Annotated in this window: 16 protein-coding genes; 9 read left to right on the top strand and 7 right to left on the bottom strand. The window is 62.2% G+C overall.

The window, feature by feature from the left end:
• On the bottom strand, positions 1 to 849 hold the full coding sequence (locus BMG00_RS06930; protein ID WP_078525773.1) for a DUF805 domain-containing protein: 849 nt from the start codon (positions 847 to 849) through the stop codon (positions 1 to 3).
• Between the two features lie 104 nt (positions 850 to 953).
• Between BMG00_RS06930 and argC the strand changes: the two genes are divergently transcribed.
• The 4 genes from argC to BMG00_RS06910 all read left to right on the top strand — a co-directional run bounded on the left by argC (position 954) and on the right by BMG00_RS06910 (position 3,694).
• On the top strand, positions 954 to 1,982 hold the full coding sequence (gene argC / locus BMG00_RS06925) for an N-acetyl-gamma-glutamyl-phosphate reductase (RefSeq protein WP_078527184.1): 1,029 nt from the start codon (positions 954 to 956) through the stop codon (positions 1,980 to 1,982).
• 63 nt (positions 1,983 to 2,045) lie between these two features.
• The gene (gene ccmE, locus BMG00_RS06920) at positions 2,046 to 2,489 is read left to right on the top strand and encodes a cytochrome c maturation protein CcmE (RefSeq protein ID WP_078525770.1); all 444 of its coding nucleotides are present in this window, start codon (positions 2,046 to 2,048) and stop codon (positions 2,487 to 2,489) included.
• A 105-nt stretch (positions 2,490 to 2,594) separates the two neighbouring features.
• Positions 2,595 to 3,206, top strand: a complete 612-nt coding sequence (locus BMG00_RS06915; RefSeq protein WP_078525768.1) for a holin-associated N-acetylmuramidase — start codon at positions 2,595 to 2,597, stop codon at positions 3,204 to 3,206.
• On the top strand, positions 3,197 to 3,694 hold the full coding sequence (locus BMG00_RS06910) for a holin family protein (protein WP_078525765.1): 498 nt from the start codon (positions 3,197 to 3,199) through the stop codon (positions 3,692 to 3,694). Before BMG00_RS06915 ends, BMG00_RS06910 begins: the two co-directional genes overlap by 10 nt.
• A 62-nt stretch (positions 3,695 to 3,756) precedes the next feature.
• Here the strand turns inward: BMG00_RS06910 and BMG00_RS06905 are convergent, their stop codons facing one another.
• Positions 3,757 to 6,825 (bottom strand): efflux RND transporter permease subunit, encoded by a 3,069-nt coding sequence (locus tag BMG00_RS06905; protein ID WP_078525763.1) that lies wholly within the window; start codon positions 6,823 to 6,825, stop codon positions 3,757 to 3,759.
• Between the two features lie 10 nt (positions 6,826 to 6,835).
• Positions 6,836 to 7,999, bottom strand: a complete 1,164-nt coding sequence (locus BMG00_RS06900; RefSeq protein WP_078525761.1) for an efflux RND transporter periplasmic adaptor subunit — start codon at positions 7,997 to 7,999, stop codon at positions 6,836 to 6,838.
• Between the two features lie 312 nt (positions 8,000 to 8,311).
• Between BMG00_RS06900 and BMG00_RS06895 the strand changes: the two genes are divergently transcribed.
• A complete protein-coding gene (locus BMG00_RS06895) occupies positions 8,312 to 8,614 on the top strand; it encodes a hypothetical protein (protein WP_078525758.1) in 303 nt (100 codons plus the stop codon).
• Positions 8,615 to 8,701: 87 nt separating this feature from the next.
• Here BMG00_RS06895 and BMG00_RS06890 read toward each other — a convergent pair whose 3' ends face one another.
• The 4 genes from BMG00_RS06890 to BMG00_RS06875 all read right to left on the bottom strand — a co-directional run bounded on the left by BMG00_RS06890 (position 8,702) and on the right by BMG00_RS06875 (position 12,558).
• Positions 8,702 to 9,799, bottom strand: a complete 1,098-nt coding sequence (locus tag BMG00_RS06890; protein WP_078573741.1) for a quaternary amine ABC transporter ATP-binding protein — start codon at positions 9,797 to 9,799, stop codon at positions 8,702 to 8,704.
• Positions 9,792 to 10,703: an ABC transporter permease gene (locus BMG00_RS06885; RefSeq protein WP_078525752.1), complete on the bottom strand. Its 912-nt coding sequence runs from the start codon at positions 10,701 to 10,703 to the stop codon at positions 9,792 to 9,794. Before BMG00_RS06885 ends, BMG00_RS06890 begins: the two co-directional genes overlap by 8 nt.
• A 93-nt stretch (positions 10,704 to 10,796) precedes the next feature.
• The gene (locus BMG00_RS06880; protein WP_078573740.1) at positions 10,797 to 11,804 is read right to left on the bottom strand and encodes an ABC transporter substrate-binding protein; all 1,008 of its coding nucleotides are present in this window, start codon (positions 11,802 to 11,804) and stop codon (positions 10,797 to 10,799) included.
• Positions 11,805 to 12,078: 274 nt separating this feature from the next.
• Complete coding sequence (locus tag BMG00_RS06875; protein ID WP_078525746.1) at positions 12,079 to 12,558, bottom strand: MarR family winged helix-turn-helix transcriptional regulator; 480 nt, start codon at positions 12,556 to 12,558, stop codon at positions 12,079 to 12,081.
• Positions 12,559 to 12,811: 253 nt separating this feature from the next.
• Here BMG00_RS06875 and ectA point away from each other — a divergent pair, with 253 nt between their 5' ends.
• The 4 genes from ectA to BMG00_RS06855 are packed head-to-tail and all read left to right on the top strand — an operon-like array spanning position 12,812 to position 16,575.
• Positions 12,812 to 13,342, top strand: coding sequence for a diaminobutyrate acetyltransferase (gene ectA, locus BMG00_RS06870; protein WP_078573739.1), 531 nt, complete (start codon positions 12,812 to 12,814; stop codon positions 13,340 to 13,342).
• Between the two features lie 49 nt (positions 13,343 to 13,391).
• A complete protein-coding gene (gene ectB, locus BMG00_RS06865; RefSeq protein WP_078573738.1) occupies positions 13,392 to 14,678 on the top strand; it encodes a diaminobutyrate--2-oxoglutarate transaminase in 1,287 nt (428 codons plus the stop codon).
• A 54-nt stretch (positions 14,679 to 14,732) separates the two neighbouring features.
• Entirely contained in the window at positions 14,733 to 15,134 is a 402-nt protein-coding gene (locus tag BMG00_RS06860; RefSeq protein ID WP_078525739.1) for an ectoine synthase, read from the top strand.
• Positions 15,135 to 15,144: 10 nt separating this feature from the next.
• Positions 15,145 to 16,575: an aspartate kinase gene (locus BMG00_RS06855; protein WP_281251061.1), complete on the top strand. Its 1,431-nt coding sequence runs from the start codon at positions 15,145 to 15,147 to the stop codon at positions 16,573 to 16,575.
• Positions 16,576 to 16,641: the final 66 nt, after the last annotated feature.

The following is a 16,641-nucleotide window of genomic DNA, read 5'->3' as shown; positions in this document are numbered from 1 at the left end:
TTATCCGTAGTCGTTCCTGCCGTAGGTGCCCCGTCGCACGGTGAAAATGAGCAGGGTGAGCGAATAGGCCAGCACCGCGATGCCCCAAAGGGACAAGAGCGCCATCATCGCGGTCCCGCCTGAAGCTGTCTCCATCGCGCCGCTCTGCCAGGCGATGTGGCCCATATAGGCACCGCCGACACTCGACAGAAGCCAGTAGCAGCCCACCCACCAGCCGGAGCGATTGATGTCATGGATGCGGCGCACCTGTGCCGAGAGCGAGGGCATGAAGGTCGCAATCGCGATCACGCCATTGATCGCGGCCCCGTCCGAGCCCATCGCGCCTTCTGCGATTTCTCCGATCACGCTGGCAATCGCCACAAACAGGATGAACCACCAGTATTCCGACCGGCTCGCCCGGCCCTTGAAGGTTGCGTATTTGCGAAAGCAGACCTTCACCGCTTCGATCGGCCCGCGCGAGGGTGCGTCGACATAGAGCCCGTCCGGGCCGATGCCGCGTTTCGCCCGCTCTGTCTCGATCGAGGCGTCGGCATAGGCGCGCGGATCATTGGTCGAGAGCTTGCCCTCTGTCTGATGGCGCTGGGCGACGCGCGCGGCGTAATTGGTCGCGCCGCCATGATCGACGCCGGAATGGGAGAAGCTTTGCGACGGGTCGGTCTCGGGCACATCGCCGCCCTCGGGCGGGGCGGTGAAGAAGTGAGCCGCCGCGGGTTCCCAGCCCGCCATCCCCTCTTGCCAGACGAGGGTCTCGGGCTTGATCCGTCCCGCCCGGATCATATCTTCGATCTGTTCGCCTGTGTGCGGGCCGGTGGGTGCCTGTCCGTCCGCGTAATACCAGTCCTGGACCATGAAAATACCTGTCTGAAAATCGGCTCTCCCCCGTCGTCACGCGGAGTTTATTTGAGCGTGAGGTTAGGGTAATGGAATGCCAAGCGACAAGCGCGGAGAAAGACATGACCAAGAAAATCGCAATCCTGGGCGCATCGGGCTATACCGGTGCAGAGCTGGTCCGGCTCATTGCCACCCATCCCGGCATGGAGATCGTGGCGCTGTCGGGTGAGCGCAAGGCTGGCATGGCGATGGGCGATGTCTTCCCGCATCTGCGTCATCTCGGGCTGCCCGATCTGGTAAAGATCGAGGAGATCGATTTTTCGGATGTCGATCTGGCCTTCTGCGCGCTGCCCCATGCGACCTCGCAGGCGGTGATCAAGGAATTGCCGCGTGATCTGAAGGTCGTGGACCTCTCGGCGGACTTCCGGCTGCGCGATCCGGCCGAATACGAAAAGTGGTATGGCAAGCCCCACGCTGCGGTCGAGTTGCAGAAAGAGGCGGTCTACGGGCTGACCGAATTCTACCGCGACGCGATTCGCGAGGCCCGGTTGGTCGCGGGCACGGGCTGCAACGCTGCTGCGGGCCAGTACGCGATCCGCCCGCTGATCGAGGCGGGCGTGATCGACCTCGACGACATCATCCTCGATCTGAAGAACGGCGTTTCCGGCGCTGGCCGTTCGCTCAAGGAGAACCTGCTCCATGCAGAGCTTTCGGGGGGCACCTATCCCTATTCGCAAGGCGGCAAGCACCGTCACCTGGGCGAATTCGATCAGGAGTTCAGCGCCTTGGCGGGCCGCCCCGTGCTGGTGCAATTCACCCCGCATCTCGCACCTTTCAACCGCGGCATCCTTGCCTCGGCCTATGTGAAAGGGGATCCGGAGGCTGTTTACGCCGCGCTTTCGGACCGTTACGTAACGGAAACATTCATCGAAATGCTACCTTTCGGCGCAGTTCCCTCCACCAGGTCTGTAACTGGCTCCAATTTTGTCCATATTGGTGTATCAGGAGACAGGATTCCCGGGCGCGCGCTCGTGGTCGTGGCGCTCGACAACCTGTGCAAGGGCTCGTCGGGGCAAGCGATCCAGAACGCGAACCTGATGCTCGGGCTGGAGGAAAGCGAAGGGCTGATGCTCGCCCCCGTCTTCCCTTGACCAAGGTCATGGCGCAGCCATGCCGGGGAAGGTAGACGAAGCGGCATCCGAGGAGGAAAGACGATGAAGAGCCTCAAGAAGAAACGTCGTATCCAGGTGCTGGCCGTGGCCGCCCTTGCGCTGGTGATCGCCACCGGCACGATCGGCTATTCCATGCGCAACGGGATCAACTTCTTCCGCGCGCCCTCGCAGCTCGCGACGGAGCCGCCGCAGCCCGGCGAAGTGTTCCGCCTCGGCGGTCTGGTCGAAGCCGGGTCGCTCAAGCGCGGCCAGGGCGAGGTGATCGAATTCAATGTCACCGATGGCGGCGCGACCGTTCCGGTGAAATTCGCGGGCGTCCTGCCGGACCTGTTCAAGGAAGGTCAGGGCATGATCGGCACCGGCAAGATGGAAGGGGGCACCTTCGTGGCCTCCGAGATCCTTGCCAAGCACGACGAGAATTACATGCCCAAGGAAGTCGTCGATGCGCTCAAGGAGCAGGGCGTCTACGAGCCGCCCTCGTCCTGATCCCTCGTGATCACATCGTGATCCTTGCGCCAGCGCACGCTGGCTTGCCCGAGGCTTAATCCCGAAATCTGAGCCTGTCGCCGTTCGCAGTAACGGAGGCAGGCCATGAAAACGGTCACGCAGATCGCGGCGGAGATCGTCGCGCGCGAAGGGGGCTACGTCGACGATCCCGATGATCCCGGCGGGGCTACGAAACACGGGGTGACGCTCGGCACGCTCAGGCGGCTCGGACGTGATCTTACCGGCGACGGGCGCATCGACGAGATGGATGTTCGCGCGCTCGATCCCGCGCAGGCCTCCGAAATCTTCATCCAGCATTATTACGAAGCACCCCGGATCGACCGGCTTCCGGCGGCAATTCAGCCCTCGGTCTTCGACATGTATGTGAATGCGGGCGGCAATGCCGTGGTGATCCTTCAAAGGTTGCTGGGCGATATGGGGCAGCGCATCATCGTCGACGGCATCATCGGCCCGCAGACCGTCGCCGCCGCCGAGATCGCCGATGCCACCGCGCCCGGGTATTTTGCCGATGCCTACGGGATCGCGCGGCGCAACTACTATTACCGCGTCGCCGATGCCCGCCCCGCCAGCCGCAAATTCGCGACCACCCGGGCAGGACAGAAGGGCGGGTGGATCCGGCGTGCGGAAGAATTCATCTCGCCACGCTTCCACCTGACCGAGACCGAACATCGCAAGCGGGTGTCGGCATGGGCGTGATCGACAGGCTCGTGGGCGGCGCCTCTGCCGCGAAGGCGGTGGGAGAGGCGGCGACTTCGGTAGCCGAGGTGTTCGTGCCCAATGCCACGAAAAAGCTTGAGGCCGCGCAGGCGGCCTATCTCGCGGCCCTCGAAGAGCACGGCACAGAGTTCCAATACATCCGCCCCGGCATATTCGACCGGATCGTGAACGGAATAAACCGCCTGCCGCGTCCGACGCTCGCCTTCGGTATTGTCGGGCTCATGATCTACGCCATGGTCGATCCCGTCGGTTTCGCACAGCGCATGGTGGGGCTCAACTACGTGCCCGAACCGCTCTGGTGGCTGCTGGGCGCGGTGGTGAGCTTCTATTTCGGCGCACGCGAGGCATTCTATTTTCGGATGAACAAGGCAGTCGCACCGCCGCCAGCCGCGCTCCGGGCCCCCGAGGCGCCCGAGGAGAATGCGGCGCTCCAAGCCTGGAAGGCGGGGGAGAAAGCGGCCGGGTAATGAACCAGGGGCACGGTTTTTGCCCGTGCCCCTGAATTGTCGTCTTCGCTTGAGCGCGCGTCTCAGCCGGCCTCGGCGCGGCGTTTTGCAGCGGCGTCGAATGCGGCGTCCGAAGGCGCGATGAAGCTGTAGAACATCGGCACAACGAAGAGCGTGAACATCGTCCCGATCAGCAGCCCCGAGAAGATCACCAGCCCCATCGCCTGACGTGCCGCGGCGCCTGCGCCTTGCGCAAGGATCAGCGGCACCACGGCAAGCGCCATCGCGGCCGTGGTCATCAGTATCGGACGCAGTCGGATCTGGGCGGCTTTCACGATTGCCTGACGGCGGGTAAGACCAGCGCTCTCGCGTTGCTGATTGGCGAATTCCACCATCAGGATGCCGTGCTTGGTGATCAGGCCGACAAGCGTGATCAGCCCGACCTCGGAATAGATATTGAGCGTTCCGAGCCCGAGGTTGAGCGGCAGCACCGCTCCGAAGATCGTCAGCGGCACCGTCATCATGATGATGAACGGGTCGCGGAAGCTTTCGAACTGGGCGGCCAGCACGAGATAGATCACGAGGACCGCCGCACCGAAAGCGATCAGGATGGTGTTGCCCTGCTGCGTCTCGATCCGCGACTGGCCGGAATAGTTCACCAAGAACCCCTCTGGCATCACCTGATTGGCGATATCGACGATGGTCTGGAGCCCCGCGCCGGTCGATTGGCCGGGCAGCGGCAGGGCGGTGATCGTCGCCGCGTTGAGCTGGTCGAACTGTTCGATCGAAGCCGCGTTCACCCCATTCTCGATCTTGACCAGCGCCGAGAGCGGCACCATCGCGCCCGATGCCGAGCGCACATAGTAGCGGCCAAGCTCTTCGGGATTGGCACGGAATTTCTGCGGCACCTGAGGGATGATGTCATAGCTGTTCGAATCCCGGTCGAACTGCGCGACCGAGGCCTCGCCGACCAGCAGCCCGAGAGTGGAGCCGATATCCGAGACCGGAACGTTCAGCGCCGCCGCCCGGTCGCGGTCGATGGTCACATCCACCTGCGGGCTGTCGAAATTGAGCGAGTTCTGCACGATGATGAATTTGCCCGAGGCCATCGCCTTGTTCTTGATCTCCTCGGCGACCTCGGCCACCCGTTTCGCGGAGTGGATCGACTGGATCACCACCGAGATCGGCAGGCCACCCCCGGTCCCCGGCAGCGAAGGCGGAGCGAAGGCGAAGCCCTTGAGGCCGGTCGATTTGCCCAGATCCGCTTGAATCTCCTGCTGGATCTCTTTCTGGCTGCGCTGACGTTCGGCCCAGTCCTTGAGCGCCCAGATATAGATACCCTGTGAGCTGTCGCCGCCAAAGCCCGCAATCGAGAAATCGGTGCGCACCTCGGGGATGCCGGCGGTGTCCTTGCTTACCTGGTCGATGTATTTCTGGGTGTAGTCGCTCGTCGCATAGCGCGGGCCATTGAGGATCGCGAAGAGCGCGCCGTTATCCTCTTCCGGGGCAAGCTCGGTGTTGGTGTTCACGAGCATGAAACCGGTGACGCCGATCAGCGAGACCACGACCAGAATGGTGATGCCGCGCAGGTCGAGCGAGCCGTTCACGCGCCGCCCGTACCAGCCCGCGAGCCGGTCGAAGTTGCGGTCGATGAAGGCCTGGAACCCCTTGGCGTCGCCGTGTTTCAGCAAGCGCCCGGACATCATCGGGGTGATGGTCAGCGCGATCACGCCCGACAGGATCACCGAGCCTGCCAGCGCGAAGGCGAACTCGCGGAAGAGCTGCCCGGTCAGCCCGCCGGTGAAGCCCAGAGGGGCCAGCACCGCGGCCAGCGTGATCGTCATCGCGATCACCGGGCCGGTGATTTCTTTCATCCCCTGAACGGCGGCGGGGATAGGCTTCATCCCGTCATCGATATGGCGGTGGATGTTCTCCACCACGACGATCGCGTCATCGACCACGAGGCCGATCGCAAGCACCATCGCCAGCAGCGTCAGAAGATTGATCGAATAGCCCAAGGCCATCAGCACCGCGAGCACCCCGATCAGAGAGAGCGGAATGGTCACGATCGGCATCGCGACCGAGCGGAAGGAGCCGAGGAAGAGAAGGATCACCACCGTCACGATCGCGACCGCCTCGCCGATGGTCTTGAACACCTCATGGATCGAGGCCGAGATCGTCTCGGTCGAGTCGTAAACGAGCTCGATCTTCATGCCCTCGGGCAGGGTGGCGTTGATCGCCGGCAATTCGTCGTTGACGGCGGCGGCGGTGTCGAGCGGGTTCGCGGCGGGCGTCGGGAAGACGCCAAGGAAGGTGCCCTGCTTGCCATCGAAGGTGACGATCTCATTGTCGGCGGCCTTCGAAAGCTCGATTTTCGCGACATCGCGCAGCCGGACCACCTCGTCGCCCGACGACCGGATCGGCAGCTTGCCGAACGCGTCCGGGGTTTGAAGGGTCGATTGCAGCGTGATCGATTGCGCCACGTATTCGTTCTTCGTCTTGCCCGGAGCCGAGAGGAAGTTCGACGCCTGGATCGCCGCCAGCACTTCAGATGCGGTCACGCCGCGCGCTGCGAGCTTGTCCGGGTCGATCCAGATCCGCATCGCATAGTCCGAAGCCCCGATGATCTGCGTCTGTGCCACGCCGGGAATGGTCGACATGCGCGGGCGGATGACGCGGCGCAGATATTCGGTCAACTGCTCGGGCGTCATGTTGGGGTTGATCGCGGCAAGATACATGAGCGCGAAGGTCCGCCCCGTACCCTTCACGATCACCGGGTCTTTCGCCGCCGAAGGCAGCTGGCCTTTCACCTGCTGCACCTTCGAGAGCACCTCGGTCATCGCCGCGTCGGAGTTAGAGCCGAGCTTCATATGCACCGAGATGACCGAGGCCGAGGGGCGCGATTGCGTGGTGACGTAGTCGACGTTCTCCGTGGTCGCGACGGCAGCAGCGATTGGCGAAGTGATGAAGCCCTGGATCAGCTCGGGCGAGGCGCCGGGATAGGTCGTGGTGATGGTGACCACGGTCTCCTCGACCTCGGGGTATTCGCGGACTGGCAGGTTGAAATAGGCCTGCGCGCCCAGCAGGAGCATGAACGCGCCCAGCACCATCGACAGGACAGGGCGGCGGATGAAGATTTCCGAGATATTCATGGGATCGCCCTTACTGCGCCGCCGCCGGGGCGGGCATGTCGAAAGCTTTCATCACGTCGGCGGTCGCGGGCGCGTCCGGGTCGGGCGAGATCGTGTTGTCGATCGACACCGTGGCCCCGGAGTTGAGTTTGTTCTGACCCGCGTTCACCACCATGTCGCCCGCCTTCAGCCCTTTGCTGATCTCGACCAGCGGGCCCGAACGGCGCCCGAGCGTGATGAAGACCTGCTTGGCGATCAGCTTCGGTGCGTCCGCTCCCTCGGGCGTCTCCTTGCGCACTACGAACACCGAGTCGCCATAGAGGTTTGAGCTGACGACCGTTTGCGGCAGCGCGATCACCCCGTCCTCGGAGGGCAGCACGACGCGCACATGGACGAATTGCCCTGGCGTGAGCTGATTTCCGTCATTGCCGACTTCGGCGCGCAGGGTCACGAGGCGGGAATTCGGGTCGATCTTGGGTTCGATACCAGTGATTTCGCCTTTCAGGTTCAGCGAGCCGTCCTCGGTCGTCACTTCGACTTTCTGTCCGGTTTCGGCCTCCCGGGCCTGCTGTTCGGGAAGGGTGAAGTCGACGCGCATGTGATCGCGGTCTTGGAGCGTGGCAAAGGCGGTGCCGGTCGCGGCATATTGGCCGATCTCGACTTGCGGGATGCCGATCACGCCCGCGAAGGGCGCGACGAGACGCTTCTTTTCCAGCACGGCTTGCAGCTTCGCGACGGTGGCGCGGGCTTCCTGCGCCGAAGCCTCTGCTTGATCGAGGTTCGAGGTGGCCGAAACTCCGCGTTCGGCCAGTTGACGCGCACGGGTGAGGTTGGTCTCCGCCAGCTCCAGAGCTGCCTTGGCCGAGGTGAGGTCGGCGCGTTCGGACCGGTCGTCGATCTGCAGCAGAAGCTGGCCTTTCTCGACGCGGTCATTGGCCTTGAAATGGATTTCCTGAACCGTGCCGCCCATCTCGACGGCCAGCTCGGTCCCGCGCACGGCCGAGGCGGTCCCGATCGCTTCCAGACCCGGCGTCCAGGTGATCGGTTTCACTTCGCTCACCGAAACGGCGACAGGGGGCTGCGTCATGTTCGCGAAGTATTGCGCGATCATCTTCGAGCGGAACATGTTATAGCCGACGATGCCGCCCACGACGAGGACGAGCGCGACAATGGCGATGAGAAGACGTTTGATCATGAGAAGTCCCGTCGAATATCGTTGCGCGCCAAGCCCGAAAGTGAGGCGCATTCTTTGTGAACCAGATGGTTCAATTTTGGTCCCGGAGTCAATCCGTTCGATTTCGCACCGATGATGGCTCACGTGGCTGTGAATTCAAGCACCGCTTCGCGCGTGTACGACGAGCTCTTTGTGCGCCTGCGCGCGCTGGGTGGCTGTCATGCTACTTTTGGATGGCTCGACCTTCCGAAACCAGGCAATATATTAACTTCTGAATGTTAGCGTATACGGCGTGTTTCTGCCCTGGCTTTGTGAGTTTCGAAAGGATTTCAAATGGATCCACTCTCGTTGGTGCGCATCGGCTTCGAGGCCGCGCGAATTGGTGTCGAAGCTCAGGCGGTGATCGCGATGCGGCTGGCGGGTATGGCGGGTCTCTGGGACGTGCCGATGCACGAAACTTTCCAGATGTTGCATGAAAAACCCGTTGCTGTGGCAGAGGCGACAGAGGCCGCAGCTTGGGCGATCCTCAAGGGGCATAGCGCGGATCGGGCGATCTCGGCCTCGATGTCCGAAATCGGCCGTCATACCAGTGCCAATCTCGCGCGCCTGTCGCGCCGGGGGCCTAGCTGGGCCTGATCGACGCGCGGGAAGCCGCAACTCCTACAGAAAAACGCCGCGAGCCTGTGCCCGCTGCGCTTTGTTTTTCCGCTTTGGCCAACCGGGTCAGGCGGCGTTGTCTTCCACCGCGTCGTCGCCCTCTTCTACGCTGGCGGGCGTGACCATAGCGGTCAGGATCGTCGGCATGTCCAGCACGCCGATCGGCTTGTTGGCCTTGTCGACCACCGTGGCCGCGCGCACCTCGGCATCGGCCATCCGCCGCGCGATCTTTTCGAGCACCGAGCTTGCCTTGACCTTCATCTTCGGAAGCTCGCCCTCGGGCAGCGGCATCGCGATTGTCTCGGCGCGGATAACGCGGCCGCGGTTCACCTCACGCACGAACTCGGCGATATATTCATTCGCCGGGCGCAGCACGATTTCCTGGCCTGTACCGACCTGGTTGAGCGCCCCGTCGCGCAGGATCGCGATCTTGTCGCCCAGCCGCAGCGCTTCGTCGAGGTCGTGGGTGATGAAGATGATGGTCTTTTGCAGCTCCGCCTGAAGGTCGAGCAGGACCTTCTGCATATCCATCCGGATCAGCGGATCGAGGGCTGAAAACGCCTCGTCCATGAGGAGAATATCGGCGTCGTTGGCCAGCGCCCGGGCGAGGCCCACCCGCTGTTGCATGCCGCCAGAGAGCTGGTTGGGATAGTAATCCTCGTAGCCCGCGAGGCCGACCCGATCGATCCACTTCTTCGCGACCGGCTCGGATTTCGAGCGCGGCACCCCCTGGATATCCAGCCCGTAGCAGGTATTCTCGAGCACGGTCCGGTGCGGCAGAAGCGCGAATTTCTGGAATACCATCGCCGTTTCGTGGCGGCGGAATTCGCGCAACTCCTCTTCGTTCATCTTCACCACGTCGCGGCCATTGTAGAGGATCTGGCCCGAGGTCGGCATGATCAGCCCGTTGATATGGCGGATCAGGGTCGATTTGCCCGAGCCCGACAGCCCCATGATCACCGAGATCTTGCCCGGCGGAAGGTCGAGATTGATATCCTGAAGGCCCAGCACGTGGTTGTGCTTGTCGTTGAGCTCTTCCTTTCCCATCCCGGCCTGAACCTTCTCGACATAGGCCGAGGGGTTCGCGCCGAAAATCTTGTAAAGATTGCGGATCTCGATGCCCGAGCGCGGCCCGGTGCCTGCATTCGTCGTCACATCAGTCATGGCCCGCCTCCGAATGTTTCTGCAGCCGCTTGCCGAAGGCCTGGCTCGCGCGGTCGAAGATGATGGCGATCGCGACAAGGGCGAAGCCGTTCAGGAAACCGATGGTGAAGAACTGGTTGTTGATCGCCTGAAGCACGTTCTTGCCGAGACCACCAACGCCCACCATCGAAGCCACGACGACCATCGCCAGCGCCATCATGATCGTCTGGTTGACACCCGCCATGATCGTCGGCAGCGACAGCGGTAGCTGCACGCCCCAGAGCTTTTGGCGCGGGTTGGCTCCGAAGGCGTCGGCTGCTTCGATCACTTCCTTGTCCACCAGCCGGATGCCCAGATTGGTCAGGCGGATCATCGGCGGGATCGCGTAAATGACCACGGCGATCACGCCCGGCACCTTGCCGATACCGAAGATCACGACGACCGGGATGAGGTAGACGAAGGAGGGCATGGTCTGCATGACGTCGAGGACCGGTGTCAGGATTTTCTGCATCCTGTCGGAGCGGGCCATCAGGATACCGATGGGCAGCCCGAGAATGATCGCGATCATCGTGGCCACCGTGACCATCGCGAGCGTCGTCATCGTATCTTCCCAGAGGCCGAAGACGCCGATCATTGCCAGACCGATGGCCGAGCCGATCACGATCTTCGCGCTACGCGAGGCGAACCAGACAACGACGAGGATGAGCCCGAAGATGATGAACCATGGGGTGTCCACAAACGCGTGTTCAAGCATGTTGAGGAACCATTGCAGCGGTCGGGTCGCCGCGTCGATCTGGTCGGAATAGGCGCGGACAATGCCGCGAAACCCGTCATCGATGCCCATGCGCATGTGGCGCAAGGTCTTGTTCGGAAGGGAGGGGAATTCGCAAAGGATTTCCGGTAGCCCCCAGCAGGATGATGCCATCTTCTTGTGTCCTCCGGTCTGTTATCGCCGCCGGTTAAAGGAAGGCGCGCGCGAGGAGGCCTCGCGCGCGCCGAAATCTGGTCTTCAGGCCGCTCAGAGCGCGTCCTCGACTTTCTTGGCCACGTCCTCGGAAACCCAGGCTTTCCAGACATCCGGATAGTTCTCGAGGAAATAGTAGGCGGTGTCCTCGTTGGTGCCCTGATTGTCGGCCTGCCATGCGAGGAATTCGCCCACGGTCTGGTTCGACCATTCACGCTTCGAGAGGTAGTCCATCGCGATCGCGTTCTCTTCGGAGAATTCCTTGGTCACGACGGTGTAGACATCCGAAATCGGATAGGCGTTCGGCTTGGGATCGACGCAATCGGCTTGCGAGTTGCACTCGTCCCAGGCCTGCTTGTCGTTCGGGACGCCCGCGTCAAGCTTCACCATCGGGTATTTGCCGAGGATCGCGGTCGGTGCCCAGTAATAGCCGAGCCAGCCTTTCTTCGACTCGTAGGCATTGGCGATCGAGCCGTCGAGACCCGCAGCCGATCCGGTATCGACCAGCTTGAAGCCCTTTTCCTCGGCCTTGTGTGCCTTGAAGCGGTTCGCGGTCGAGATCTGGCAGTTCCATCCCGACGGGCAGTTGTACACGCCGCCCATCGAGGGTTCTTCCGGGTCGGGGAACAGCTCGGGATGGGCGAGCGCGTCGTCGACCGTCTTGATCTCGGGATGGGCGTCGGCAACATATTTCGGGATCCACCAGCCCTCTTCACCGCCGTCCTTGAGGATCTCGGCGGCGATAACGAGGCGATCTTCGCTGACGGCCTTGTCGAGCGCGACCTTTACCGCGTTCACCCAGAGCTCGGGGGCGATATCGGGTTCGCCTTTCTCGTTCATCGAGGTAAAGGTGGGCATCGTGTCGCCGGTCACCAGCGTCACATCACAGCCGTAGCCGTTCTCGAGGATGATCTTGTCGACCCAGGCGGCGACACCGGCCGAGGCCCAGTTCATCTCGGCTTCGGTGACCGAGCCACATTCGCCGTCAGCAGCAAAAGCGGGAGCGGCCAGCGCGGTCAGCGGCAATGCGGTCAGCAATGCGGCGAGCGTTTTCTTGTTCATTCAGGTCCTCCTGTCGTGGCAGCATTCATTCGACGGCCAAGCGGGCTACCGCCGCGGAATTGGCCTCTGGCGACGGCGCGAGGCCGACGGGATCTTGTTTAGCCACGCTCATTGAGGTGTGGCGCAGGAACTTGTCAAAATCCGACATGCTGATGTCGTAAAACGCCAAGGCCGCGGGTGCAACCTTTTCGAGCCCGTTTTGCGCTGGATTGGGAGTGAAGGCCCGGAATTGGGCAGGTCAACCCGAGGGCATACAGGGGCGCGTGCGCTCGAATTAATTCGGCTTGCCCGAAATATCGCCCCAGTCGAGCACCGGAGCGGCGTCGATTTCATGGGCGTCCAGCATGGCTGCAACCCGTTCCAGCGAAGCGATGAGCTGTGCCTGCTCCCAATCTTCGAGCGCCTCGAACCTGCGCACGAAGATCTGTTGCAGCGCGTCGGGGGCGTCTTCGATCGCGCTCGCGCCTTTCGCCGTGATGACGACATCCGTCTGGCGCCGGTCGCGCTCCGAGCGTTGGCGCGTGACCATGCCTTTCTTCTCGAGCTTGTCGATGAGTGCCGTCATTGTCGCCTGGCTCACGCCCATACGCTGCGAGATCGCCTTGGGGGTCGACCAGCCTTTTTCCGAGATCACCTGAAGGACGCGAAATTGCGCCGGGGTGAGGCCGGCGGATTTGGCAAGATCTTTGCCGAACATTTCGGTCGCGCGCAGAATTCGGCGCAGCGCGATCAGGCTCGTATCAACGCGCTCCATCAGCCGGAGGGCCCCTTTTTGGTCCAGACGGCCAAGTATCGCAGAGAGTTCGGCGCTCTGCAATTGCTTGGCTTTGCTAAGTTTATTTGTATCTTCAGCGTTTATGTGCTTAGTCATGCTAATGTTATATAGGGCATATATCCTTAAAATTAAGGCGTAAATGGAACTTCGGGTCGTCATATTGGTTAGGTAGTTGAAAATTTCGACCTGATGAACTACTTAGTCTCCCGAAGCAAGCGAGAGGAATGAAAACGTGCCGCAAGTCGAGTCGATCAAGAAGGGATCCGCGCTGGTCTTCCGCAAGCCGGAAGCCGAGGATGGCAGCGAAATCTGGAAGCTGGTTCGCCGCTGCAAGCCGCTTGATGAAAATTCGATGTACTGCAACCTGCTGCAATGCGACCACTTCGGCGACACCTGTGTCCTCGTCGAGCGCGATGGCGAGGTCGTCGGCTGGATCTCGGGCTACATCGCTCCGTCCGAGCCGCAGACCTTTTTCGTGTGGCAGGTCGCTGTCGCGCCTGAAGCGCGTGGTCTTGGGCTTGGTAAACGGATGCTGCGCCACCTGATCGAACGCGACGAAGCCTCCGAATGCACCCAGCTCAAGACGACCATCACGGAAAGCAACGAGGCGAGCTGGGCCCTGTTCCGCTCCTTCGCCCGGTCCATCGGCGGCGAGCTGACCGACGAGGCGCATTTCCACGAAGACGACCATTTCGACGGCCATGCCGCGACAGAGCACATGGTCACCATCACCTTCCCGGAAGAGGCCCGCGCCGCGGCCTGATCGCGGCCACGCCTTGCCCTTCCTTCCCCCAATTCGACGGAGATACCCCATGACCGTTCATTCGACGGATAAGACGATCTTTACCCAACGCGAATCCGAAGCCCGCTCCTACTGCCGTGGCTTCGATACCGTTTTCACCAGCGCGCAGGGTTCGGAACTGACCGACGCCGAGGGCAACACCTATATCGACTTTCTCGCCGGCTGCTCGTCGCTGAATTACGGGCATAACGACCCGGACATGAAAGAGGCGCTGATCAACCATCTTCTGGAAAACAAGATGGGCCATGCGCTCGATCTGCATACCGACAGCAAGGGCGAATTCCTGCGCACCTTCGAGGAACATATCCTCGCCCCGCGCGGCATGGATCACAAGCTGATGTTCGTGGGCCCGACGGGCGCGAACGCCGTCGAGGCCGCGATGAAGATCGCGCGCAAGGCCACGGGGCGCACCAATATCATCGCCTTCACCAACGGCTTTCATGGCGTGACCATGGGTGCGCTGTCTGCGACCGGCAACGGCTATCACCGGGGCGGCGCGGGCATGGAGACGCAGGGTGTGACCCGCATGCCTTATGACGCCTATGCCGAGGGTGTGGATTCGGTCGCGCTGCTCGACCAGATGCTTTCGGACGCTTCCGGCGGCATCGACGCGCCCGCCGCGATCATGCTCGAGACGGTGCAGGGCGAGGGTGGTCTGAATGCCGCCAGTCCCGAATTCATCCAAGGTGTCGAGAAGGTCGCCCGCAAACACGGCGCGCTCTTCATCATCGACGATATTCAGGCGGGCTGCGGCCGCACGGGCACCTTCTTCTCTTTCGAGGGGATGGGCGTGATGCCCGACATCGTCACGCAAGCCAAATCGATCTCGGGTTTCGGTCTGCCGATGGCGCTGGTTCTGGTGCGTCCCGATTACGATGTGTTCGGCCCGGCCGAGCATAACGGCACCTTCCGCGGCAACACCCATGCCTTCGTGACCGCCACCGTCGCGATCAAGAAGTTCTGGGCAGATGATGCGTTCCAGCGCGAGCTGGCCGTGAAGTCGGATGTCCTGCGCGAAGGTCTCGCCGCCGTGGCCGATCTCGTGCCGGGCGCCTTCCTGAAAGGCCGTGGCCTGATGCAAGGTGTCGATGTCGGCACCGGTGAGCTTGCGTCGGCGATCTGTGGTCGCTGCTTCGAGAAGGGGCTCGTGATCGAGACCTCCGGCAATGAGGATCAGGTCGTGAAAGTGCTTGCGCCGCTGACCACGCCGATGGACCAATTCCGCAAGGGGCTGCAGATCCTGCGCGACGCCACCACCGAGGTGATGGCCGGACGCACGCGGATCGCGGCGGAATAATCCGCCGCTTTCTCCCCCGGCGACCTTGACGATTTAAGACATGGAGAGACGACAATGATCGTTCGCGACTTCAATGAACTGAAAAACACCGACCGCGCCGTTTCCAACGAGGAATGGACCAGCGTGCGGATGCTGCTGGCCGATGACAACATGGGCTTCAGCTTTCACATCACCACGCTGAAGGCGGGTTCTGACCATACCTTCCACTACAAGCACCATTTCGAGAGCGTCTACTGCATCTCGGGCAATGGCCACATCACCGAGCTCGACAACGGCACCCGCCACGAGATCAAGCCGGGCGTGATGTATGCGCTGAACCTGCATGACCATCACCGCCTCGTTGCGGGCGACGAAGATCTCGTCATGGCCTGCTGCTTCAACCCGCCGGTGACCGGCAAGGAAGTGCACCGCGAGGATGGCTCCTACGCGCCGGCCGAGGAACTCGAAAATTCGTAAGGGGGCCAAATTGACCCAACCTGCCCATACAGTCGAAAAGATCGGCGGCACCTCGATGAGCCGCGTCGACGAACTGCTCGACACGCTCTTCATCGGCAAACGCAAGGACGCCGATCTTTACAACCGTATCTTCGTCGTCTCCGCCTTCGGCGGCATCACGAATCTGCTGCTCGAACACAAGAAGTCGGGCGAGGCGGGGGTCTATGCGCAATTCGCCAAGGCTGACGGCGACCACGGCTGGCACGAGGCGCTCAGCCGCGTCTCGGCCGCGATGATCGCGGCCCATGAGAAAGTGCTCAAGCATCCGGGCGATATCGCGCAGGCCAGCGAATTCGTGCGCGAGCGCATCGAAGGCGCGCGCAACTGCCTGATCGACCTGCAGCGGCTTTGCTCTTACGGGCATTTCCGTCTTTCCGAGCACATGCTGCAGATCCGCGAGTTGCTTTCGGGTCTGGGCGAGGCGCATTCGGCCTTCGTCACCACGCTCCTGCTTCAACGTAATGGCGTCAACGCGCGGTTGGTCGATCTGTCTGGCTGGCGCGACGAGACCGATCACGACCTCGAAGGCCGGATCCTGGGGGCGATGAAAGACGTCGATCCCGCAACCGAGATGCCGATCGTGACGGGCTATGCGCAATGCGCCGAAGGGTTGATGCGCGAGTTCGACCGTGGCTATTCCGAAGTGACCTTCTCGAAGCTTGCGGCCCTCACCGGCGCGCGCGAGGCGATCATCCACAAGGAATTCCACCTCTCCTCTGCCGACCCGAAACTGGTGGGCGAAGGCAAGGTGCGCAAGCTGGGCCATACGAACTATGACGTGGCCGACCAGATGTCGAACATGGGCATGGAGGCGATCCACCCGAAAGCCGCCAAGACACTGCGCCAGGCCGATGTGCCGCTGCGTGTGACCAATGCCTTCGATCCGGGCGATCCGGGCACGCTGATCGACGACAAGCCCGCCGAAGAGGCCGCCGTCGAGATGGTGACCGGGCTCGAGATCATCGCGCTCGAGGTGTTCGAACAGGACATGGTCGGCGTGAAGGGCTATGACGCGGCGATCCTCGAAGTGCTGACGCGCCATGACGTGCGCATCATCTCGAAGGCCTCGAACGCGAACACGATCACCCATTACGTCGATGCCCCGATCGAGGTGCTGCAAAAGGTCGAGAAAGACCTCAACAAGCTCTATCCCTCGGCCGAGATCTCGGCGCGGATGCTCGCGATGGCCTCGGTCATCGGGCGCGATCTGAAGGGTCTTTCGGTGCTGACCCGGGGCCTGCAGGCGATCGCCAATGCGGGTATGGAAAGCCTCGGCGCGACTCAGGGACCGCGCAACGTGGACGTGCAATTCGTGCTCGAACGCGACGATCTGAAGCCCGTCATCAAGGCGCTTCACGGAGAGTTCATCCCGTCGCGAGTTGACCTGAAACAGGCGGCCTGAGCGCCCAAAACCCAATGAACGTTGAGAGCCCGTGCGACCTGTCGCGCGGGCTTGTTTCATTGGGTC

Origin of the sequence: Thioclava marina (assembly GCF_002020135.1) — a bacterium.
Taxonomy (GTDB): domain Bacteria; phylum Pseudomonadota; class Alphaproteobacteria; order Rhodobacterales; family Rhodobacteraceae; genus Thioclava; species Thioclava marina.
Note: the sequence above shows the minus strand (reverse complement) of the source record. Positions and strands in the feature narration are given on the sequence as shown.